Genomic DNA, 21012 nt, shown 5'->3' with positions numbered 1-21012 from the left:
CATCACCGCGCGGCGCGGGTCACCGCCGCGCAGAACCGGGCGGCATCGGCGTGCACCGCGGCCATCGGTGCCAGCAGCTCCTCCTCCGCCACCGCGCGCACGGCCGCGCGCAACCGGCGGTCGGCCGCTCGCCCCCGTCGTCGCGCCCGCATCGCCACGAACGGGCGGCACACCAGGGCGAACAGCAGGCCGGCGAGCAGCCCACCGCCCAGCAGCAGCGTGGGCAGCGGCAGCCCTTCGACCCGGGGCAGCGGGACGACGCCGTCGAGCTGGAGGAACCCGAGCGCGACCAGGGCCAGCAGCCACAGCGCACCCACCAGGGCGGTGGCGAGGAGGAGCCACTGCAGCCCCGCGGCGGCCCGCTGCCAGAGCGGCACCCGGTCGGGCCCCAGATCGGCCCCGCCGACCGCCCGGTCCAGCGCGTCGGCCAGCCGGTCCTCGGAGACCTCGGCGGTGCGCCGCAGCTCCTCGCGCCACGCCGGCGCCAGCCCCTCTCCGACGGCGTCGCGCGCCTCGCGGACGGCGGTCGCCATGCGGGCCCGTTCCACCGCGCCGGCCGGGGGCAGCGACGTGCGGGCCCGCTCGTCCCCCAGGTGCAGCCGCCCCAGCGGATCGGGGCGCAGGCTGCGTGTCCAGCGCAGCAGGGGCCAGCCGGTGCGCCCGGCGCCCTCCCGCCGGGTCGACCGCTCGACGGCGGCGGTCACGGTGGGCACCCCGGCCGCGCGGGCCAGCGCGTCGGTGAGGCCGTCGGTCGGCTCCCGGGCCGGGTCGTCGGCGGCACCGGCCCGCCCCCACCACCGCAACCCACCGGCCGGGGTGGGCGGGCAGTGCGCCGCGAGCTCCGCGGCGCTGCCGCGGACGTCGGCGAGCAGCCGCTCCCCGGCCGCCCGGCGGGCACCCACCCGTCGGGCCAGCTCACCGCGCAGCTCGGCCAGCCCCGCTCCCGTGCGACCGGACACCGCCAGCAGGGGGGTCGCGGCCAGCCCTTCGCGGTCGAGCAGGCCGCGCAGGTCGGCCAGGCAGGCGCGGGCCGCGGCGTCGTCGAGCCGGTCGACCTGGTTAAGCACGACGAGCAGCACGCCCGCGTGGCCCGCCAGCGGCGCCAGGTACCGCTCGTGCACGGCGGCATCGGCGTACTTCTGCGGGTCGAGCACCCAGACGAGGACGTCGACCAGCTCCACCAGCCGGTCGACCTCCAGCCGGTGCTCCAGCCGCACGCTGTCGTGGTCGGGGAGGTCGAGCAGGACCAGCCCGTCGAGCGCCGGCTCGGGCTCGTGGCGGTGCCGCCGCGGCACCTCGAGCCAGTCGAGCAGCCGGTCGGCGCCGTCGTCGGCCGCGCCCCACACGGTGGCGTGCGCGACGCCGGTCGTGGGACGCCGCACCCCCGGGGTGCTCACCTCGCTGCCGGACAGCGCGTTGAACAGGGTGGACTTGCCGCTGCCCGTCGCCCCGGCCAGCGCGACCACGGTGGCGTCCCCGAGCGCCTCGCGCGCCCCGGCCTTGGCCAGCACCGCCCTGGCCCGCGCCACCTCCGGCACCGCCAGCTGCCCGTCGGCCACCTCGACCGCCTCACGCAGCGCGGCCAGCCGGTCGGCCAGCGCTCCTCCCGCACCCCTCATGCCCGGCGTGCCTCGACGAGGGCACCGGCAGCCAGCCGCAGGTCGTCGGCGGCCTGCGGCGCCGGCGCCGCCGCGTCCAGGAGGCCGTCGAAGCGGTCCTGCTCGTACCGCAGCAGCGCCTCGGCCCGCTCCTCCAGGTCGGCCCGCGCCCGCTCCGCCAGCGACCGCACCGCGGCGTCGCCGAACACCGCCTCCAGCACGCGCTGGCCGACCGCGGTGGTGCCGCCGGCGACCGCCACCTCCCCGCCGAGGAGCCCACCGGTCTGGGCGAAGACCGCCACCATCACCACCGCGCCGGTCCCGCTGACGCCCCAGGAGAGCAGCCGGGCCCGCGAACGCTTGTCGGCGCCCTCGTCGCGCACCAGGTCCAGCACCGTGCCCTGCCAGTCGCGCACCTGCGCCGCGGCGGCCTCCGGGAAGTCGGGCGACGCGGCGGCGAGCTCCTGCTCCCGGTCGCCCAGCAGCCCTGGTCCGGCCGGGAGCGCACGCCACGCCGTGACCGTCCGCTCCGCGGCCCGGTCCGCCTCGGCCCGCAGCAGGTGCTCGACGCTGCTCTCCAGCGCGCCCTGCAGGCTCTCGGCCGGGGCCGGGCGCCCGGTCAGCGCCGCGGTGACGCGGTCGCGCACCCGGCCGACGCGGTTCTGCAGCGTGCGCATCCACTCCCCCGTGCCGACGAACTCCTGCCAGCGGGCCAGCACCTCGCCGCGCAGCAGGCTGCCGCTGCGGACCCCCTGGTCGATCCCGTCGCGCGCCCCGTCGTACGCGGCCGTGGCCGCTCCGTGCAGCGCCCCGGCCGCGGCCAGCTGCTCCTCCACGGCCAGGGCCACGGTGGCGGTGCGCTCCTGCAGGCTGTCCAGCGCCCCGGCGAGGGTCTGCCGGACGACGGCCGCCCGCTGCTCCTGGTCGGCGGCCAGCCCGTGCAGCCAGCTCCGCAGCGGCGCCACCTGCTCCTCGGGCAGCCGGCCGTCCTGCAGCGGCCGCTCCTCGACCACGAACAGCCGGGCGGCGGCGAGGCCGGCGCCCCGCAGCATCGCCGCGAGGTCGTCGGCGACCTCGGTGGCGGCCTCCGGCGGCACCCGGTCCAGCACGACGGCCAGCGCCGTCCCCCGCTGCTCGGCGGTGCGCAGCAGGTCCCACGGCACGGCGTCGGCGTAGCGGGCCGCGGTGGTCACGAAGACCCAGAGGTCGGCGGCGGCCAGCAGCTGGCCGGCGAGGTCGCGGTTGCTCGCCACCACCGAGTCGACGTCGGGGGCGTCGAGCACGGCCAGCCCCGCCGGCACGTCGTCACGGGGGACCAGCTGCAGCGTCCCGGGGCCGCCGCTCCCGCCGGTGACCCGCGCCAGCCCCGGCAACACCCGGTCACCGGAGAAGCTCCCGGCGTCGGCGCGGGCGCAGACGAGCACCGGGGCGCGGGTGGTGGGGCGCAGCACGCCGGCGGTGGTGACCGGAGCGCCGACCAGGCTGTTGACCAGCGTGGACTTGCCGGCGCCGGTGGAGCCGCCGACGACGACGAGCAGCGGGGCGTCCAGGTCGCGCAACCGGGGCAGCAGGTAGTCGTCGATCTGGTCGGTGATGCCCCGGGCGGTCCGGACGGCCTCGTCGCGGCTCGCCGTCGCCAGGGCCAGCGGTGCGGCGGCCACCCGGTCGCGGAGCACCGTGAGGGCCTCGGTCAGACGCGGCGGCGACGGGATCACGCCTGCTGCTCTGCCCCGGGAGGCGGCCGGCTACCCGCCGGTTTCCCCCCGGGTCACTCCGCCATCCGCGCACGCTCCTCGCGCAGCGCCTGGAACACCCGCCGCCGGACCCGGTCCTGCTCCTTCTCGGCGATGTCGACGAACCGGATGCTCATCACCCAGCGCGCCCCCCGGGCCTGGATGCGGATGATCTCGCCGCGCGACACCAGCGGACCGTCCTCGAGGCGGACGGTCAGCCCCATCGTCGTCCCGGCGTCCGGCACCACGCCGAAGCCCTCGAAGTGGACGCGCATGCCGGCCTCGCTGAGGTCCAGCGTCTCGCCCGTGAGGTCCAGCCCGCCGAGAGCACCCTCCACCGGCACCGTCACGCGGCCGCGCACCGCCGCCCGCCGCTGGCTGTGCTCGGCGGGCCCGGTCGTCGTGAGCCGCCAGCGCACGACCGCGCCCGTCTGGACGTCCAGCACCTCGGCCGGCAGCATGCGGTGGCCGCTCTCGGTGCGCCAGTAGACCTCGACGACGTCGCCGGGGTTCACGACCGTGCCCTCCACGAACTCGCTCGCCGACGGCCGGACGGAGAGCACGCCGGCGTGGACCACCTCCACCCGGGCGCTGACGGCGACGTTGGTGCCGGCCAGCCGCACCTCGGCCTCGCTCTGCTCCGCCGGGTGGTCGACGCCGGGAACGCTGGTCATGGTCCTCTTTCGATCATCCGGTGCTCGGCCGGCGACCTCCCGGTCGCCCGTCCGCGCGGGAACGGTAACCGCCGACGGGGGGCGCCGGGCGGCAGGGGAGCGTGACGCGCCGGGATGGACCGGTCCCGCTCAGCGGGCCGGTTGCGGCTCGGTCGCCCCGGGCGGCGCGAGCCCGGCCCCGACGGCGTTCCGGGTGGTCTTGGCCCGGTAGAGCTGCTCGTCCGCCCGGGACATCAGCTCGAGGGGGTAGGCGTCGTCGCCGGCCGCTGAGGCCACCCCGAGGGAGAGGCTGAGCTCCGCGGCGTCGAAGCCGGCGGGCTGCAGCAGCCGGGCCTCGCGCCGGAGCTGCTCGGCCAGCGCGGTCGCGCGCGCCTGGTCCGCCCCCGGCATGAGGACGGCGAGCTCGTCACCACCGAGCCGGGCGACCAGGTCCCCACCGCGCACGCGGGCCGACAGCAGCCCGGCGACCGCGCGCAGCGCGTCGTCCCCTCCGCCGTGCCCGTACCGGTCGTTGACCTCCTTGAAGTGGTCCAGGTCGACCAGCACCACGCTGAGCACGTCTCCCCGCTGGCGGGCGCGGGCGCACAGTTCCCCCAGCTCGGCGTCCCACCGGCGGCGGTTGGCCAGGCCGGTGAGGGGGTCCTCGTGGCTGAGCCGCTCCAGCTGGGCCAGCAGCACCCCGGTCCGCTGCTGCTCACGCTCCAGCCGGACCCGGGTGTGCAGCTCCCGGCTGTCCAGCGCGTAGCGCCGCAGGTGGGCGAGCACCGCGATCAGCGAGGCGCTGGCGAGGTAGACGGTCACCGCGAGCAGGTCGCCGGGCGACAGCCCGTCCTCGACGGTGACCGAGGCGAGCCCGAGGGCGGCCCAGGAGACGGCGACCAGCGCGACGGTCCAGCGCGGGCGGGCGACCAGGACGCAGCCGCTGCCGTAGATCGCGAGGGTGAAGCCGAGCAGGTGGTACCGGGGGTCGTCCGAGCGCGTGACCATCCAGGCGACCTCGGCCTGCACGACCGCCAGGACGAGGAACGTCAGCAGCTCGGGACGCCGGCGGCCCAGCGGGAGCCGCCACAGCGCGAGCAGGGCGAGCAGCATCGGGATCTCGCAGAGCAGCCGGACCGTGAGGAAGGTGCCGGCGCTGCTGCCCTCGGTCACCAGGTCGACCAGCGACCACAGGGGCACGACGACCACGGCCACCCAGCCGACGAGCAGCCCGGCGGTGCGAGCCCGTTCCGCGCGCTCCTCGGCCAGTCCGGGGATCGCCCGTGCCAGCTGCGACGCCGACGCCACCCGGCGCCGTCCCGCCCCGCCCTCGGCACCGGCGGCGGACGCCGGCGAGGGCAGCACGTCGCCTCGGCGGAGCATGGCCACCAGGCGCTCGGTCAGGGAGAACGGCACTGTTCTGCGATCGGCACGGCGAGCCGTTTCCTGAACGGCTCGCACCCGGTTCACCCCCGCGGGTGAACCGGGCAGGGGCAGCGAGCCCGGGCGGCGGTCAGCCGCGGCGCGCGGTGAACCCGGCGACGAAGTCCCGGAGGCTGCGGGTCGGCCGCAGCCAGGCACCGTCCGGCGGGAGCGCGTCCAGGCGGACCCGGTCGAGGGGCTCGACGAACGCCCCCGGCACGTCCTCGATGTCGATGAACTCCAGCAGGTCCGAGCCGATCGCGTAACCGGCCACCTCGCTGAAGGCGACGACGACGACCTGCGTCCCCTGGCGGGCGAGGTCCTCCAGCGGCTCGGCGAAGTTCCGGCCGTCACCGGAGAAGACCACCAGCCGCCGCAGCTGGTGGCTGTGCCGGCGGACGGCGATGTGGTCGAGCATGTCCTGGTCGATGTCGTCGTCCGGCTGGGTCTTCGGCCGGGCGAACACCGAGTAGCCGAATCCGCGCAGCGCCTCCACCCAGCGCTGCAGCGATCCCGGCTGCGGGGGGATGTTGGCGAAGACGCACGCCTCGACATCGGAGGAGTCCGGCGCACCCGGATCGCCGGCGCCCTCGACGAACCAGGCCGCGATCGCGTCGAACCGCGGCCGCGAGGCCGCCGTCGGGCGGGCACCGATCACCGTCGACAGGGTCATGTCGATGTTCGGGGCGTCCCAGATCAGCAGGTCCAGGGCGGGACGCGACCGGCCGTCGTCGACGGGGCCGGCCGGCTGCTCGGCGGACGCGGGCACGGCCTCGGAGGTGTCCAGCACGGGGACAGTCTGCCCGGGCCCGGCGACGGGCGTCGCCTGGGGCGGCGCCTGGAGCGTTCCGGCGGCGGGTGGCGGACCGGCCGGCGCCGTCGCCCGGCGGCCGGGACGGCGGAGGTTCACCCGGGCGCGGGGACGGCGTGGCCGGCGATCGCCAGGGCGCACAGGTCCCCTCCGGCCTGCTGCACCTCGCGCACCCAGCCGGGCAGCCGGTCGGCGGGCATCGGGTGGCCCAGCAGCCAGCCCTGCGCCAGGTCGCAGCCGGCCTCGCGCACCATCCGCAGGTGCTCGGGGGTCTCGATCCCCTCGGCCACGGAGCTGATGCCGAGCGTGCGGGTGAGCCCGACGATGGCCGCGAGCACCGCACCGGTGTCGCCGGCCGCCACCCGCTCGGCGGCGGCGAGCAGCGAGCGGTCGATCTTGAGCGTGCCGATGGGGAGCGCGAACAGCTGGGCCAGGGAGGACCACCCGGTGCCGAAGTCGTCGATCGCCACGCGGACGCCGAAGCCGCGCAGCACCGACAGCTGGTCCTCCGCCCGCGTCGGGTCCTCGGCCACGCTCGTCTCGGTGAGCTCCAGCACCAGCTGGTCGGCCGGGAGGCCGGAGCTCTGCAGGGCCAGCCGCACGTCGCGCACCAGCGTCTCGGCGGAGAAGTGCCGGGCGCTGACGTTCACCGACATGCGCAGGGAGAGCCCCTCGGCGGCCCACTCCGCCGCCTTGCGGGTGGTCTCGCGGAGCAGCCAGCGGGTGATCGGGATGATCTGCCCGGTCTCCTCGGCCACGGACAGGAAGGTGTCCGGCGACAGCAGCCCGCGCTCGGGGTGCTGCCAGCGGACCAGCGCCTCGACGCCCTCGATCTGCCCGGTGTCCAGCCGGACGACGGGCTGGTAGTGCACCACCAGCTGGTCGATGGCGTCACCCCGCAGCCGGGTGGCCACCTCCAGCCGCCACCGGGCCGCCTCCCGCAACGCGGGGGAGAACAGGTGCACCCGGTCCCGCCCCGAGCTCTTGGCGGCGAACATCGCGGCGTCCGCATCGCTGAGCAGGTGGTGCGCGTCGCGGACCTCCTGCCGGGCCACCGCCACGCCGACGCTGGCGCTGAGCGGCACGGAGATCTCCCCGGCGAGGAAGGGCCGGCCGAACGCGGTCTGCAGCCGGAAGGCCAGGGCAGCGGCCTCCGAGGCGTCGCACCCGCGCGCCAGGACCACGAACTGGTCGGCGCCCAGGCGGGCCACGGCGTCGCCCGGGCGGAGCTGCTCGGAGAGCCGGCCGCCCACCTGGCGCAGCAGCTCGTCACCGATCTGGTGGCCCAGGGAGTCGTTGACGGTCTTGAAGGCGTCGAGGTCGATGACGAGCAGTGCGACTCCGGCCTGGTGGTCGGCGGCCAGCGCCTCGCCGGTGAGCTCGAGCAGCCGGGAGCGGTTGGGCAGCCCGGTGAGGTCGTCGTGCTGCGCCTTCCACAGCAGGTCCTGCCGGGCGCGCACCTGGTCGGTGACGTCGTTGTGGGTGATGACGACCCGGCCCTCGCGGTCGACCCGCGTCGCCTGCAGGTGGAACCAGGCGTCACCGCGCCGCGTCTGGCAGGAGTAGTCGTAGGAGAACGTGCGCCCGTCCGACCGCGCGGCGTCGGTCATCAGCGCCCGCAGCCCCTCGGCCAGCCCGGCGTGCTCCCGGGGCCCCAGCCCGCGCGTCATGACCGTCAGGTAGTCCTCGCCCTCCCGGCCCGGCCACGAGACCGCCGGGAGCAGCTCCTCGCTGCTGCGCGCCCACGCCTTGTTCGTGGACAGGATCCGCCCGTCCGGCCCGATCAGGACGGTGGGCGAGGGCAGGGCCTCCAGCACCGCGGTGAGGCCGCGGATCTGGGCGTCGCGTTGCTGGTCGGTGCGGCGGCGGACGTCGATGTCGCGGAAGAGGACGGCGGCGCCGGCCGGATCGGGGAACATCCGGACCTCGTACCAGCGCCCCGTCGGCTCGTAGAAGAAGTGGAACTCCCGTGGCCGGCCGTCCGCGAGGAGCTGGCGGTACTGCTCCTCGGCGAGCGAGCCGCGCAGGGCCGGGAAGGCGTCGCGGGCGTCCTGGCCGAGCAGTTCGTCGGCCCGGCGCCCGAGGAGCCGCTCGGCCGCCTCGTTGAGGTAGGCGAAGCATCCCCGCGTGTCCAGGCGGTAGACCGCGTCGGGCACGCCGCTCAACGGGTCGGGCCGGATCCCGAGGGACCGGTCGTCGCCTGGTTGCACGCTGCCCGCTCTCGTCCAGTGGTCGTCCGGTCCGCTTCCGCAGACGCCGGGGACACGGACCGCTCGCGAAGAACACGGGCAGCACGTGAGCCGTCCCCGAGGGTAATAGCCCGGAGCCCGCCTCAGGGAGCCGCGACCTCGGATCGCCGGACGATCTCGGCGACGGCGGTACCGGCGGGCAGGGTGCCGAGGACCGCGCCGGCCTCTCCGCCCAGGCGAGAGGCGCAGAAGGCGTCCGCGACCGGGGCCGGTGCGTGGCGCAGCAGCAGCGAGCCCTGCAGGCAGAGCGCCAGCGACCCGGCGATCCGCCGGGCACGGAAGGGCAGCCCGTCCCGGTCACCCAGCTCGGCCGACAGCCGCTTGACCGCGTCGTCGTACCGGCGGTCCGCTCCCCGGGCCAGCTCCAGCTCCGCGGTGACGGCGGCCAGCGACTCCGAGGAGCGCCCCAGCGCCCGCAGGACGTCGAGGGCGATGACGTTGCCCGAGCCCTCCCAGATGGAGTTCAGCGGCGCCTGCCGGTAGAGGCGGGGCAACCCGGACTCCTCCACGTAGCCGTTGCCGCCCAGCACCTCCATCGCCTCCGCGACCACCCCCGGGGTGCGCTTGCACACCCAGTACTTGGCGGCCGCCCCCGCCAGCCGCAGGAAGGCCGCCTCGCCGGCGTCCACCGCGGCGGCCAGCCGGATGGCCAGCGCCGTGGCGGCCTCGCTCTCGAGCGCGAGGTCGGCGAGCACGTTCTGCATCAGCGGCTGGTCGGCCAGCAGCGCGCCGAACGCGTGCCGGTGCCGGGCGTGGTGACCCGCCTGCGTCAGCGCCCCCCGGATCGTGGCCGCCGAGCCGGGCACGCAGTCCAGCCGGGTCATGTTGACCATCTCGATGATCGCCGGGACACCCCGCCCGGGCTCGCCGACCAGCCACCCGGTCGTCCCGTCGAACTCCACCTCGCTGGAGGCGTTGGCGCGGTCGCCCAGCTTGTCCTTGAGCCGCTGCAGCCGGAAGACGTTGCGGGTGCCGTCGGGGAGCACGCGGGGGACGAGGAAGCAGGAGACCCCCTCCTCGAGCTGGGCGAGGACGAGGAACAGGTCGCTCATCGGCGCGCTGGTGAACCACTTGTGCCCGGTGAGCCGGTAGCTGCCGTCGGGCTGGGCGACGGCACCGTGATCCGGTCCGGCACGGGATCGTGCTCCCCGTTCCGCCGGCGAGCTGCTCGAGCGTGCAGGCGGCGGGCCGGCGGCGCGTACGGCGTCAGACCGCCGGGCCGCCCAGCAGCAGCCGGCGGAGCAGGTGCAGCGCCATGGTGACGGAGCGTTCCCGCACGGCCGATCGGCCGCCCGGCAGCGCGAGGGAGCGCGCCTCCACCCCCTCGGGGCCGACGACGCACAGGTGGACCGTCCCGACGGGCTTGGTCTCCGTGCCACCTCCGGGGCCGGCGATGCCGGTGATGCCCACCCCGATGTCGGCGCCGAAGCGCCCGCGGGCTCCGTCGGCGAGGGCACGCGCCACCTGCGGGCTGACCGCGCCGTGCTCGGCCAGCAGCGCGCCGGGAACCCCGAGGAGCGCCTCCTTCGCCCCGTCGGCGTAGGCCGTCACCCCGCCCAGCACGGCGGCGGAGGCGCCGGGCCGCTCGGTGAGGCGGGCGACGAGCAGCCCGCCGGTGCAGGACTCCGCGGTGGCGATCGTCAAGCCCCGCTCGGTGAGCGCGGTGGCCACCAGCTCGTCGAGGGTGGGGCCGGTGGAGAACAGCGTGTCGGCGTAGCGCTCGCCCAGCCGGGCCGCGAACCGGTCGTAGGCCGGCTGCGCCGCGGCGGGGAAGCGGGTGACGATCTCCAGCTCCCCGTCCCGGAGGCACGTGGTGATCTCCAGGCCGCCCAGCTCGGTTTCGAGCTCGCGCAGCGTGGCGGCCAGCTGGGCCTCGAGCGTGCCCCACAGCCGCAGGGTCTCCTGCCGCAGCTCCGCGGCGCCCGCCAGCGCCGCCCGGGTCGGAGCCGCGGCGACGGCCGCGGGCCACATGCCCCGAAGCTCGCCCGGGGGTCCGGGCAGCACGACCACCGGCGGCCCGGTCCGGCCCGGCGCGGGCGGGACGACCAGGCCCGGCGCGGTTCCCACCGGCTCCAGCACGGTGGCCCCTTCGGGGACCAGGGCCTGCTTGCGCACCCCCGCTGCGGTGGACGCCGGGTCGGCGCGCCAGCCCCGGCGGGCCATCAGCCGCTCGACGATCCGGCCGATCCGCTGCTCCAGCGCGGCGTCCACCGCCGAGGCGCGGCCCTGGAAGCCACCCACCACCTGGGCGGTCAGGTCGTCGGCGGTGGGCCCCAGCCCGCCGGTGGTGATGAGCAGGTCGGCGCCGGTGCCGGCCAGGAAGGACAGCGCGGCCACGAGGTCCTCGGAGCGGTCGCCGACCACGACGACGTGCCCGACGTCGACGCCGAGCCGGCGCAGCTGCTCGGCCAGCCAGGGACCGTTGCGATCGGCCACCCGTCCGGTGAGCACCTCGGTCCCCGTGACGACGATCCCAGCGCGCGTGACCACGGATCGACCCTAGGCGCGCCGGACCGCTCCGGCAGGTGCGGCCCGTTCCCCGGGTGGCGCGCGGACGGGCCGGCCGGGCGGCGCTAGCGTGCGGGACGACCGCACCGACCGGTGGTCCCGCCGGAGCCGACCTGGAGGCACCCGTGAGCACGCCGTCCGAACCGCAGTCCCCCACCGCGGGCACCGGTCCCGCCCAGTCGTCGACCCAGGAGATCCCGGTGGTCACGCCGGCGTCCGGCACGCCGACGACGGTGCAGCAGCTCCCGCCCCCCTCGGCTCCCGTCCACCCGCCCGCGGCGCCGAGCGGACCGCCCACCACGCCGACCGCCGCGCCGGCCGGGGAGGCCCAGCCCACCGGCCCGGTCGACTTCGTCCCCGGTCTGCCCGGCGTCGGCGCCCCGCCTCCCCCGGCGGCCGGCGCCGCCACCGAGCTCCCCCGTGCCCCCCGTGACCGGACGGCGCTCGTCGGCGCCGGGCTGGTGGCGCTGTCCCTGGTGCTGCTCCAGCTCGCCCTGTTCCTACGCTTCGGCACGGAGCCGGCCTGGTCCGCCATCCCGCTGTGGTCGGCCTTCGCCACGGTCTGCGTCGTGCTGGGGCTGGCCGCGTTCGCCGGTCTGCTGCCCGTCGGCCGGCGGCTGGACCACCGGACCGGGTGGCGGGTGGCCGCCGGCGGCCTCGGCGGCCTGGCGGTCTTCTGGGTGCTGGTGGTGCTGCCCGACGCGGGCACCGACCGGGGTTTCCTGCACACGGCCGCGCTCGGCGCTCTCGGCGGGGCGCTGTGGCTGGCCGCGGGCCAGGAGCACCGGCCGACCGAGGACGCGGCGCCGGCCCGCGGCTGATCCGCTAGCCGCGGCCCCGGCCGTTGCCGCCCGCATTGCCGTTGCCGCCCGCGTTGCCGTTCCCGCCCGCGTTGCCGTTGCCGTTCGCGTTGCCGTTGCCGTTCGCGTTGCCGTTCCCGCCCGCATTGCCGTTCCCGCCCGCGCTGCCGTTCCCGCCGGCCTCGGCGGGCGCGCCGTCGGCCCCGGCCCCGACCGGCACCGGGGCGGGGACCACGGGGCCCGGGTCGGCCGGTGCCGGGGCGGGCTGTGGCTCGGGGCCCGGCTCGGGTTCCGGTGGCGCGACCGCGTAGGTGACCGTGACGACGGTGCCCGGGGCGACCGCACCCACCGGCGCGAGGGCCAGCACGTGGTCAGGGGGGACGGCGGCGCTCTCCCGGCCGACGAGGTGGACGCCCAGGCCCGCGGCGGCCAGTTCCCCCTCCACCTCGGCGACCGGCCGGCCGACGAAGTCGGCGGCGGCGAGCAGGACCGGCTCCGCGGCGTCGCTGGTACCCGTACCGGGATCCGCCGGGGCGTCACCCCACACCTGCAGGGCGGCGATGGCCAGGCCGGCGCCGAGCACCAGCGCGGTCAGAGGCGTGAGGAGGCGCCGCAGCGGCCGCGGTGCGACCGCCCGCGCGGCCAGGGGCCGCGTGCCGGACGGCGGAGCGACCGGCGGAGCGACCGGCGGCAGCGGCCGGCCGGCCCGCACGTCGTCGACGGCGTCCCGGAACGCGGCCCCGTCGGGGAACCGCTCGGCCGGGTCCTTCAGCAGCGCACGGTCGATGAGCGTGCGCACCGCGTCGGGCACGTCGGCGGGCAACGGGGGCGGCGGCTCCCGGAGCTGGCGTAGCGCGATCTGCACCGGGTTGTCGCCGTCGAAGGCGCGGTGCCCGGCCAGGCACTCGTACCCGATCATGCCCAGCGCGTAGACGTCGCTGGGCGGGCCGGCCTGGCTGCCACCGGCCTGCTCCGGGGAGAGGTAGTGGGCGGTGCCGACCACCTGCCCGGTCTGGGTGAGCGGTGCGCTGGCCGCGGACCAGGCGATGCCGAAGTCGGTGATCCGCACGATCCCGTCGGCACCGACCAGCACGTTGCCCGGTTTGACGTCCCGGTGCACCAGGCCTGCCGCGTGCGCCGCGGCCAGGCCGGCCGCCGCCTGGCGCAGCACGTCGAGCGTGCGGTCGACCGCGAGCCGTCCCTCCCGCGCGAGCACCGCGGCCAGCGACTCGCCCTCGACCAGTTCCATGACGAGGAAGGCCAGCGCCTCGCCGTCGGTGTCGGTGGACTCCCCGTAGTCGAACAGGGCCGCGACGTTGCGGTGGGTCAGCAGGGCGCTGTGCCGGGCCTCCGCGCGGAACCGGGCCAGGAACGTGGGGTCGCCGGTGTACTCGCTGCGCAGCACCTTCACCGCCACGGGCCGGTCGAGGACGACGTCCCGCCCGCGCCAGACCTGACCCATGCCGCCGGTCGCGAGCAGCGAGAGCAGCTCGTAGCGGCCACCGAGGAGGCGCGGGGACAGCGGCCGCTGCTGCGGGGTCACGGTTCCGGGGACGGGCTCGTCGAGGTGGGGGTGGGGGACCCGCTCGTCTGGCTGGGCGACGACGTCGTGGGCGTCGTCGTCGTCGGCGTCGGCGTCTGCGTCGTCGTCGGCGTGGTGCTCGTCTCCTCCGGCTGTCCGGTGGTCGTGGTGGGCGACGCCGGGAGCGGAGGCGTCGTCGTCACCGTCGGCGCCGAGGTGCTGGCCGGAGGTGTCGTCGGCTCCGTGCGCGACGTGCTCGGCGGGACGACGCGGTCGACGGCGGCGCCGGTCACCACCGGCTCGCGCGGCCGCTCGCCCTGCTCCGGGGCGGTGGCGTACCGCACGACCACCTGGTCGCCGGCACGGAGCGGGCGGCCGGCGGGCTCCACGCCGGTCACCCGGCCCGCGCGGACGTCGTCGCGCGTCTCGGCTCGGACGGTGACCGTCAGCCCGAGGTCGGCCAGCCGCTCGGCGACCTCGCCCACCGGCCGGCCCAGGTAGTCCTCCAGGGCCAGCACGATGCTGCCGGCGATGCGCTCCTCGGCCGCCGCGGCCGTGCTCGGCGAGCTGCCCTGGGTCAGCGTCTGCAGCAGGGTGGCGGTGATCCCCGCGCCGGCCAGCAGCCCGATGAGCGGCAGCAGCACGACCGCCAGCCGGCCGCGCCGCCGCGCCACCGCCGGGCGGGTGGCCCGCGGGCCGGTGGTCGACCCCCCGGCGCGGCGAGCCGGCGCCGCCCGGCGACGTCGCGGCACCACGCCGACCTCGACCGTGCCCGGGTCCGGTTGCCGACCGGCGCGGACCTCGGCGACGGCCGCGGCGAAGCTGGCGCCGTCGGGGAAGCGCGCCTCGGGATCCTTGACCAGCGCCCGGCCGATCAGCGTCCGGACGCCGGGGGGCAGCGCCCCGGACAGGGGCTCCGGCTCCTGCTGCACCTGCTTGAGGGCGATCGTGACGGCGTTGTCGCCGTCGAAGGCCGGGTGCCCGGTCAGGCACTCGTAACCGATCAGGCCGAGGGCGTAGACGTCGCTGGCCGGGGTCGCGTGCCGGCCCTCGGCCTGCTCGGGGGAGAGGTACTGCGGCGTGCCGATGACCTGCCCGGTGCGGGTCAGCGCGACGCTGCGCGCGGACCAGGCGATGCCGAAGTCGGTGATCTTCACCGTCCCGTCCGGGCGGACGAGGATGTTGCCGGGCTTGACGTCACGGTGCACGAGGCCACGACGGTGCGCCTCCGCCAGCGCCGCCGCGGTCTGCCCGAGCAGTGCCAGCGTCGTCTCGGCGTCCAGCGCGCCCTCCCGGCGCAGCAACGCCGAGAGCGGCTCCCCCTCCACCAGCTCCATCACCAGGTAGGCGAGGGTCTCCCCCGATCCGTCCCGGGCGGTCTCCTCGCCGTAGTCGAAGACGGCGGCGATGTTGGGGTGGTTCAGCGCGGCGGCGTGCTGGGCCTCCGCGCGGAACCGGGCGACGAAGGTGGGGTCGCCGGTGTACTCGCTGCGCAGGACCTTCACGGCGACCGGGCGGTGCAGGGCGACGTCGAGCCCCCGCCAGACCTGGCCCATCCCACCGGTGGCGATCAGCTGCTGCAGTTCGTAGCGGTCACCCAGGCACCGGCGTCCTGGTTCCACCACGGGGGTCACTCCTCGTCCGTCCGGCCCGTGCGCACGGGCCGTGGCGTCGCCGCACGGGGCCGGCGCGCCGCCCGCGCCCGCCTGTCCGCTCCACGACCCGCCTGGCGCGTCGCGGAACGCGCATCATCGTCCACCACCCGACCCGCGGCGCCGCATCCGCCCCTCCCGCACCACCCGTCTCGTCGGCGCGCCGGTTGCATGGCGTGCACGAGGCACCACGCATCCCCCGGCGCCGGGTCCGGGCCGGGGGACTGCCTCCCGCTGCCCGCGGCCTGGCAAGGTGACCGGCGACAGGGCCGCGCCGCGGCCGACCGCGAACCGGAAGGCGGGCGACGATGTCCGACACCGTGACCCGGGAGGACGCCGACGGCGTCGCCACCCTCACCCTGCTCCGCCCGGGGCTGACCCACGCCTCCCGCCGCGACCTCCTGGCCGCTGTGCAGGACGTCGCGGCGGACGACTCGGTGCGCGCCGTGCTGCTCACCGGCACGGGACGGGCGTTCTGCGTCGGGCAGGACCTCGGGGAGCACCTCGCGGAGATGCAGGGGGGCGCCGAGGCGCCGCTGTCGGTGGTGGAGCGGGAGTACAACCCGCTGGTGCTGGCGCTGGCCGGCCTGCGCGTGCCCGTCGTCGTCGGGATCAACGGCGCCTGCGCCGGGGCGGGCCTGGGCCTGGCCCTCGCCGGCGACCTCCGGGTGGCCGCTGCCGGCGCCAAGTTCACCACCGCGTTCACGGGGATCGGGCTGTCCAGCGACTCGGCGCTGGCGGCGCGGCTGGTGCACAGCGTGGGCGGCTCGCGCGCCGCGGAGCTGCTGCTGCTGCCGGAGCCGTTCCTGGCCGAGAGCGCCGCGGAGTGGGGGCTGGTGCACCGCGTCGTCGCACCGGAGCAGGTGCTGCCGGAGGCCCAGCAGCTGGCGGCCCGGCTGGCCGCCGGCCCGACCGCGGCCTACCGCGCGGTGAAGACGGTGCTGGCCACCGCCGCCACCGACTCGCTGGAGGAGACGCTGGCCCTGGAGGGCCGGCTGCAGAACGAGGTGGGGCAGTCCGCCGACCACCGCGAGGCCGTCGAGGCGTTCCTGGCCAAGCGGGCGCCGCGGTTCACCGGCCGCTGAGGCGGCCGGCCCGCGGGAGGAGTGCACCTGCCGCCGGGCGGGCGGGCCGGGCCGGCGGCAGGGCGTCAGGGGGCCGCCGTTCCCGGCGACGGGGTCACCGGGCGAGCGTGGCGCAGGCGGGGCAGACGTCGGAGGCCCGCAGCGGCCACTGCTGCTCGGGGGTGACCCGGGCCAGCGAGCCGCAGACGGTGAGCTCGCAGGCGCTGTCGACCTCGGCCGGCGGCCGGTGCAGCTCCACGGCGTGCCACAGCGCGGCGGTGGGACCGTGCGCGCGGCTGCGGGCGGCGGCGAACGCGGTGGTCGTCAGCATCATGCTGAGGAGGTCGGCAGGTGCGCGGGCGCGGGCGACGGGTGCGGCGCGGTTCCTCACCCCGAAGGGTGAGCCGCAGGAGCCGGGTGCAGGATCAGGTCATGGAGCTCACCAAGCACGGGCATGCCTGCGTGGTCCTCTCCGACGGCGACCGGCGGCTGGTCATCGACCCGGGTGCCTTCACCGACCCGGTCGCCCTCGACGGTGCGACGGCGGTGCTGGTCACCCACGAGCACCCCGACCACTTCGTCGCCGACAGGCTGCGGGCGGCCTTGGACGCCACCCCGTCGCTCGAGGTGTGGACCAACCGGGCGGTGGCGGCCGCGCTCGAGGGCGCCGGCGACCGCGTGCACGTGGTCGGGGCCGGCGACGCGGTCACGGTCGCCGGGTTCGAGGTGCAGGTGCACGGCGAGCTGCACGCCGAGATCCACCCGGACCTGCCCCGGGTGGCCAATGTCGGATTCCTCGTCGACGGGCAGGTCTTCCACCCCGGCGACGCCTTCACCGTGCCGGGCACGGCCGTCCCCACGCTGCTCCTGCCGCTGCACGCGCCCTGGTCGCGCACGGCCGAGGTGATCGACTACCTGCGGGAGGTGCGGGCCGACCAGGCCTACGCCGTGCACGACGGGCTGCTCAACGACACCGGGATCGGTGTGGTGAGCGGGCTGCTCGGGGAGCGGGGTCCGGGGACCCCCACGCCGGTGGCCCGGCTGACCCCCGGGGAGACGGTCGAGGTCTGAACCCGACCGCCTCCGCCGGAGACGGCGGTCAGGTCAGCGGACGGCGCGGTCGTTGCGCCCGGTGAGCGTGGACGCCGCCACCACCAGCACCGCCGCCAGGACGATGGAGATGATCCACCGCAGCCAGTCGATGCCGGCGGTGTCCTCGACGCCCAGCAGACCGCTCACCCAGTAGCCGAGGAGCACACCGCCGACGCCGCACAGCAGCGTGAGCCAGATGGGCGTGTTGTCCCGGGTGCTGGGGGCGACGAACTTCCCCAGCAGGCCGATGATGAGCCCGGCGATGATCAGACCGATGATTTCCACAGCAAGCTCCTCAGTTCGCTCGACCGGCGAGCACGGTTCTCCCGGCACGGTGCCGAGCGTGCCGCCGGTGCACGACAAGGCCCTGTACCCCGGTTGATCACGACGATGCGTGATTCCCCCGAACGAGCGGCACGGCTTCCCCGGTCAGGAGCCCGCGGCCGCCTGAGCCACGTGCGCGGGCACTTTGGCCAGCTCGGCGTCGACCGTCCGCTGCACCAGCCGGCGCACGGCGGTGCGGGTCAGCCGGCGGACCAGCCGGCTGCCCCCGGTGGGCTCGTGACCGATCGTGATCGAGACACGCGTGCCGCCGGCGGCGGTGTCGGAGAGCTCGATCTCCGTCGTCCACGTCTCCGGGGTGAGCTCCAGGCGCGTGGTCACCCGGCGGAGCGGCTCCCACACGACGATCTCCCCGCGTGGCGCGCCCGATCGCGGAGCGTCGCCGTCGAGCTGCCCGGGCGAGCAGACGAACGTCGTGCCGACCCCGGGGGACCCGGTGCCGGCGAGCACGTAGGAGACGTCGCAGACGGCGCAGTAGGGCTCCAGCACCGCCAGCGCGCGCCAGACCTCCGCGCGGGGCTGCGGCACCTCCCGGGTGCCCGTCGCGGTCGTCGGCACGTCAGCGGCCGCCCACGGAGACCTCGAACTCGACCTGGCTGACGTCGGGTCGCAGTCGGGAGAAGCTGTGCACCTGCGGGCGCCCCTCGCCGTCCCGCACGGTGGTCCGGACGACCAGCAGCGGGGAGCCGGCGACCACGCCGAGCGCCTCGGCCTCGTCGGGGGCGGCGGTGCCGACGTCCACGACGATGCGGGCGTGGGCGAGGTCGGCCGCGTACTCCCGGCGCAGGTAGTCGTAGAGGGAGCCCTCGCTGAAGTCGGCGTCCACCGCGCCGGGGTACGCGGCGGCCGGCAGGAAGCTGTGCGCGACGTGGTTGGGCGTGCCGTCGACGCTGCGCAGCCGCACCAGCTCCACCACCTCCGACCCCGGCTCCAGCTTCAGCTCGGTCGCCACGGGGACGGGCACCGGCACGACCCGCTGGACGAGCACGGTCGTGCCGACCTGCGCCCCCTGCTCGGTCATGACCGAGTTGAAGCCCGCGATGCGGTGCACGAAGCTCTCGCGGTACTCGTGCCGGATGGCCGGGCGGGTCACGTAGGTGCCCCGGCCCTGCTCACGCACGAGGTGGCCGTCGGCCACGAGCCCGTCGACCGCGCGCCGCAGCGTGATGCGGCTGACGCCGTACTCGGCGCAGAGGACCGGCTCGGGGGGCAGCAGCGTGAGCTCGGGCAGCGCGGCGACCCGGCGGCGCAGGTGCTCGCGGACCGACAGGTACTTGGGACCTGCTACGGGGCTGACCACGGGACAAAGGTACTGCCCGAGGAGACGTCTGGTCGTCATGTCGTATGAGACGTCACATCGATCGTGTCGTGGCGTGCGTCACGTGGCCGGCCGGATGACGCCCGGTACGGCGGGGCTGGCAGCCAACCGGGTGACCGGTCGATGATCACCGCGTGACGGACTCACCCGACTGGCGCAGGCGCAGGTGGGGGGCCACCCACCTGCGCATCTACGAGGTGGCGCTCCGGCTGTTCGAGGACGAGGGCTACGACCAGGTGCCGATCGCCCGCATCGCGTCCGCCGCCGGCGTGTCGGTGCCCACCTTCTACGCGCACTACCCGAGCAAGGAGCACCTGATCATGGCCCTCCTCGCGCCGCACCAGGTGGCCGAGCTCATCGCCGCCCAGCCGGCCGACCAGCCGCTGGGGCTGCGGATCCGGCAGGCGGCGGTGAACTCGCTGACCAGCTTCGACGACGGGGAGCGGGCCCAGCTGCTCGCGCGCTGGCGGATCATCGCCGGCAGCCCCGCGCTGCGGTACCGGGCCGGGGAGTTCGACCGGATGACGGCCACGATGGTCGCCGAGGCCAGCGCCGGCGATCAGCCCGTCCGGTCGTCGGACCTGGTGATCGCCAGTGCCCACCTCGCCGCGTTCACCACCGGGATGCTCGTGTGGGCCGACAGCGACGGGGAGCGGGAACTCGGGGGGTGCCTGACCGAGGCCTTCGACGCCCTCTCCGGGGCCTGACCCCGTTCGGCATGGGTCGAGCCGCTGCACCCGACGTTCCGCCGCGTCACGGCGCGGCTGGACACCCGACGGCGCGGCTCGACATGCCCGCCGCACCCACCGAACCGGGGGCTCGGCGCCGGCTCAGCGGCCCGGTGCCCGCAGCTCCACGACCGTGACCTCCGGCCGGGCGCCGATGCGCATCGGCGGGCCCCAGTAGCCCGCCCCCGAGGAGACGTACAGCTGGGTGTCGCCGTGCCGGGACCAGCCCTCCACGGAGGGCTGGTCGAGCCGCACGGCGTAGTCGAACGGCCAGAGCTGCCCGCCGTGGGTGTGCCCGGACAGCTGCAGGTCGACGCCGGCCGCGGCCGCCTGCTCCACCATCACCGGCTGGTGCGCGAGCAGGACCACCGGGGTGGCGTCGTCGCGCCCGTCCAGCGCGGCGTCCAGGTCCGCGCCGTGGCCGGGCACACCTGACGCCGCCGCGATGCGGTCGTCGATCCCGGCCAGGTCGAAGGAGGCGCCGCCCCGGCGGATCGCCACCCGCTCGTTGCGCAGCACGTCCACGCCCAGGGTCGGCAGGTGCCGCATCCAGGCCCGGATGTCGACGAAGTACTCGTGGTTCCCGGTGACGAAGTAGACGCCCTGCTCGCTGACCAGGTCCGCCAGCGGGGCCACGTCCTCCCGCAGCTCGTCGACGTCGCCGTCGACCAGGTCGCCGACGATGGCCACCACGTCGGGCCGCTGCTCGTTGACCAGCTCCACGACCCGTTCGAACCGCCGTCCGCCGTAGGTGGCCGACAGGTGGCCGTCGGAGAAGGTGACGATCCGCAGCCCGTCGAGCGCCGGGTCCAGCCCCCGCAGGGTGACCGGGACCCGCCGCACCACCGGCGCGGAGTTGGCGAACCAGGCGCCCGTGCCGGCGGTGCCCAGCGCGACCGCTCCGGCGGTCACCGCGAGGCCGCGGGCCAGGAAGAGCCGCCGCCCCATGCCGTCGGCAGGGGCGTCGGCCGGAGCATCGGCGGGGGCGTCGGCCGGAGCATCGGCGGGGGCGTCGGCGAGGAGGTCGCCGTCCGCCCGGACGGCACCGCGGCCAGGTGGCGTCCCCCGGTCGGACGGAGCCGCTGCGTCGTCCCTCTGCGGAGCGCTCCGCGCCCCACTCGGGACGACCTGGCGCACAACTCCCCCGCTACGCCTGCTGATCAGCGCGTTCCCGACCAGCCGCACCGGTTCGAGGACGAGCAGCGCGAGCACGGCGTAGAGGGCGATGCCGAGCCAGCTGTAGCCGATCCAGCTCAGCGGGGTGCCGGCGTCCAGCGGCAGCACGCCGCGCGACAGCAGCGCCGCCACCGGCAACACCGCCAGGAGGACGGTGAGCAGGGTGAGCCGGCGGCGCAGGCGGCCGGGCTCGGTGGTGCTCCGGACCAGCCGGAGCCACAGGTAGGCGTGCAGCAACCCCACGGCCAGCAGGACGACCGTCCCGAAGCCCAGCAGACCGATGAGGGACAGGGCGGACCTCCGGCGGGATCGGGGAGCACGGCGGGACCGGGTCGATGCACGCC

19 protein-coding genes and 1 pseudogene are annotated in these 21012 nt (G+C 76.5%); 4 read left to right on the top strand and 16 right to left on the bottom strand.

Features of this window, described 5'->3' with window-relative positions; genetic code table 11:
• Positions 1–2: 2 nt before the first annotated feature.
• From ACI8AG_RS04375 to ACI8AG_RS04335, 9 genes and pseudogenes are all read right to left on the bottom strand, one after another.
• Positions 3–1619 carry a GTPase gene (locus tag ACI8AG_RS04375; protein WP_456596060.1) on the bottom strand — a complete coding sequence of 539 codons (1617 nt, stop codon included), beginning with the start codon at positions 1617–1619 and terminating at the stop codon, positions 3–5.
• The gene (locus tag ACI8AG_RS04370; protein ID WP_456596059.1) at positions 1616–3313 is read right to left on the bottom strand and encodes an ABC transporter; all 1698 of its coding nucleotides are present in this window, start codon (positions 3311–3313) and stop codon (positions 1616–1618) included. The genes ACI8AG_RS04375 and ACI8AG_RS04370 overlap by 4 nt, the downstream gene beginning before the upstream one ends.
• A 53-nt stretch (positions 3314–3366) precedes the next feature.
• A complete protein-coding gene (locus ACI8AG_RS04365; RefSeq protein ID WP_456596058.1) occupies positions 3367–4005 on the bottom strand; it encodes a PilZ domain-containing protein in 639 nt (212 codons plus the stop codon).
• Between the two features lie 129 nt (positions 4006–4134).
• Complete coding sequence (locus ACI8AG_RS04360; RefSeq protein WP_456596057.1) at positions 4135–5400, bottom strand: diguanylate cyclase; 1266 nt, start codon at positions 5398–5400, stop codon at positions 4135–4137.
• Positions 5401–5497: 97 nt separating this feature from the next.
• Positions 5498–6196 (bottom strand): NYN domain-containing protein, encoded by a 699-nt coding sequence (locus ACI8AG_RS04355; RefSeq protein ID WP_456596056.1) that lies wholly within the window; start codon positions 6194–6196, stop codon positions 5498–5500.
• Between the two features lie 116 nt (positions 6197–6312).
• Positions 6313–8373, bottom strand: a complete 2061-nt coding sequence (locus ACI8AG_RS04350) for a putative bifunctional diguanylate cyclase/phosphodiesterase (protein WP_456596055.1) — start codon at positions 8371–8373, stop codon at positions 6313–6315.
• Positions 8374–8549: 176 nt separating this feature from the next.
• Positions 8550–9368, bottom strand: coding sequence for an acyl-CoA dehydrogenase family protein (locus ACI8AG_RS04345; RefSeq protein ID WP_456596163.1), 819 nt, complete (start codon positions 9366–9368; stop codon positions 8550–8552).
• A pseudogene (locus tag ACI8AG_RS04340) lies at positions 9366–9569 on the bottom strand (acyl-CoA dehydrogenase family protein); the annotation flags it as partial. The gene ACI8AG_RS04345 and the pseudogene ACI8AG_RS04340, both read right to left, overlap by 3 nt.
• Before the next feature lie 103 nt (positions 9570–9672).
• Complete coding sequence (locus tag ACI8AG_RS04335; protein ID WP_456596054.1) at positions 9673–10956, bottom strand: competence/damage-inducible protein A; 1284 nt, start codon at positions 10954–10956, stop codon at positions 9673–9675.
• 143 nt (positions 10957–11099) lie between these two features.
• Between ACI8AG_RS04335 and ACI8AG_RS04330 the strand changes: the two genes are divergently transcribed.
• Positions 11100–11795 carry a hypothetical protein gene (locus ACI8AG_RS04330; RefSeq protein WP_456596053.1) on the top strand — a complete coding sequence of 232 codons (696 nt, stop codon included), beginning with the start codon at positions 11100–11102 and terminating at the stop codon, positions 11793–11795.
• A gap of 4 nt (positions 11796–11799) precedes the next feature.
• Here ACI8AG_RS04330 and ACI8AG_RS04325 read toward each other — a convergent pair whose 3' ends face one another.
• Both ACI8AG_RS04325 and ACI8AG_RS04320 read right to left on the bottom strand, forming a co-directional pair.
• Entirely contained in the window at positions 11800–13317 is a 1518-nt protein-coding gene (locus tag ACI8AG_RS04325; protein WP_456596052.1) for a protein kinase domain-containing protein, read from the bottom strand.
• Positions 13314–14921: a protein kinase domain-containing protein gene (locus ACI8AG_RS04320; protein ID WP_456596051.1), complete on the bottom strand. Its 1608-nt coding sequence runs from the start codon at positions 14919–14921 to the stop codon at positions 13314–13316. Before ACI8AG_RS04320 ends, ACI8AG_RS04325 begins: the two co-directional genes overlap by 4 nt.
• A gap of 335 nt (positions 14922–15256) precedes the next feature.
• Here ACI8AG_RS04320 and ACI8AG_RS04315 point away from each other — a divergent pair, with 335 nt between their 5' ends.
• On the top strand, positions 15257–16033 hold the full coding sequence (locus tag ACI8AG_RS04315; protein ID WP_456589849.1) for an enoyl-CoA hydratase-related protein: 777 nt from the start codon (positions 15257–15259) through the stop codon (positions 16031–16033).
• A gap of 94 nt (positions 16034–16127) precedes the next feature.
• Here ACI8AG_RS04315 and ACI8AG_RS04310 read toward each other — a convergent pair whose 3' ends face one another.
• A complete protein-coding gene (locus ACI8AG_RS04310; protein WP_456589850.1) occupies positions 16128–16346 on the bottom strand; it encodes a hypothetical protein in 219 nt (72 codons plus the stop codon).
• 98 nt (positions 16347–16444) lie between these two features.
• On the opposite strand from ACI8AG_RS04310, the gene ACI8AG_RS04305 reads away from it, so the two are divergent.
• Positions 16445–17083: an MBL fold metallo-hydrolase gene (locus ACI8AG_RS04305; protein ID WP_456596050.1), complete on the top strand. Its 639-nt coding sequence runs from the start codon at positions 16445–16447 to the stop codon at positions 17081–17083.
• A gap of 33 nt (positions 17084–17116) precedes the next feature.
• On the opposite strand, the gene ACI8AG_RS04300 is transcribed toward ACI8AG_RS04305, so the two are convergent.
• From ACI8AG_RS04300 to ACI8AG_RS04290, 3 genes are all read right to left on the bottom strand, one after another.
• Positions 17117–17389 carry a GlsB/YeaQ/YmgE family stress response membrane protein gene (locus ACI8AG_RS04300; protein ID WP_347058774.1) on the bottom strand — a complete coding sequence of 91 codons (273 nt, stop codon included), beginning with the start codon at positions 17387–17389 and terminating at the stop codon, positions 17117–17119.
• A gap of 144 nt (positions 17390–17533) precedes the next feature.
• On the bottom strand, positions 17534–17974 hold the full coding sequence (locus ACI8AG_RS04295; RefSeq protein WP_456596049.1) for an SRPBCC family protein: 441 nt from the start codon (positions 17972–17974) through the stop codon (positions 17534–17536).
• A gap of 31 nt (positions 17975–18005) precedes the next feature.
• Entirely contained in the window at positions 18006–18746 is a 741-nt protein-coding gene (locus tag ACI8AG_RS04290; RefSeq protein WP_456596048.1) for a GntR family transcriptional regulator, read from the bottom strand.
• Positions 18747–18898: 152 nt separating this feature from the next.
• Between ACI8AG_RS04290 and ACI8AG_RS04285 the strand changes: the two genes are divergently transcribed.
• Positions 18899–19471: a TetR/AcrR family transcriptional regulator gene (locus tag ACI8AG_RS04285; RefSeq protein ID WP_456596047.1), complete on the top strand. Its 573-nt coding sequence runs from the start codon at positions 18899–18901 to the stop codon at positions 19469–19471.
• A 123-nt stretch (positions 19472–19594) separates the two neighbouring features.
• On the opposite strand, the gene ACI8AG_RS04280 is transcribed toward ACI8AG_RS04285, so the two are convergent.
• Positions 19595–20911 carry a metallophosphoesterase gene (locus tag ACI8AG_RS04280; RefSeq protein WP_456596046.1) on the bottom strand — a complete coding sequence of 439 codons (1317 nt, stop codon included), beginning with the start codon at positions 20909–20911 and terminating at the stop codon, positions 19595–19597.
• Between the last annotated feature and the right edge of the window lie 101 nt (positions 20912–21012).

This window comes from Blastococcus sp. SYSU DS0552, assembly GCF_054050815.1.
This window is presented reverse-complemented; position numbering and strand designations above follow the sequence as displayed.

Coding starts and splice junctions, on each gene's coding strand:
- ACI8AG_RS04375 (WP_456596060.1), bottom strand. CDS start 1,619: ATGAGGGGTGCGGGAGGAGCGCTGGCCGACCGGCTGGCCGCGCTGCGT.
- ACI8AG_RS04365 (WP_456596058.1), bottom strand. CDS start 4,005: ATGACCAGCGTTCCCGGCGTCGACCACCCGGCGGAGCAGAGCGAGGCC.
- ACI8AG_RS04315 (WP_456589849.1), top strand. CDS start 15,257: ATGTCCGACACCGTGACCCGGGAGGACGCCGACGGCGTCGCCACCCTC.
- ACI8AG_RS04310 (WP_456589850.1), bottom strand. CDS start 16,346: ATGATGCTGACGACCACCGCGTTCGCCGCCGCCCGCAGCCGCGCGCAC.
- ACI8AG_RS04305 (WP_456596050.1), top strand. CDS start 16,445: ATGGAGCTCACCAAGCACGGGCATGCCTGCGTGGTCCTCTCCGACGGC.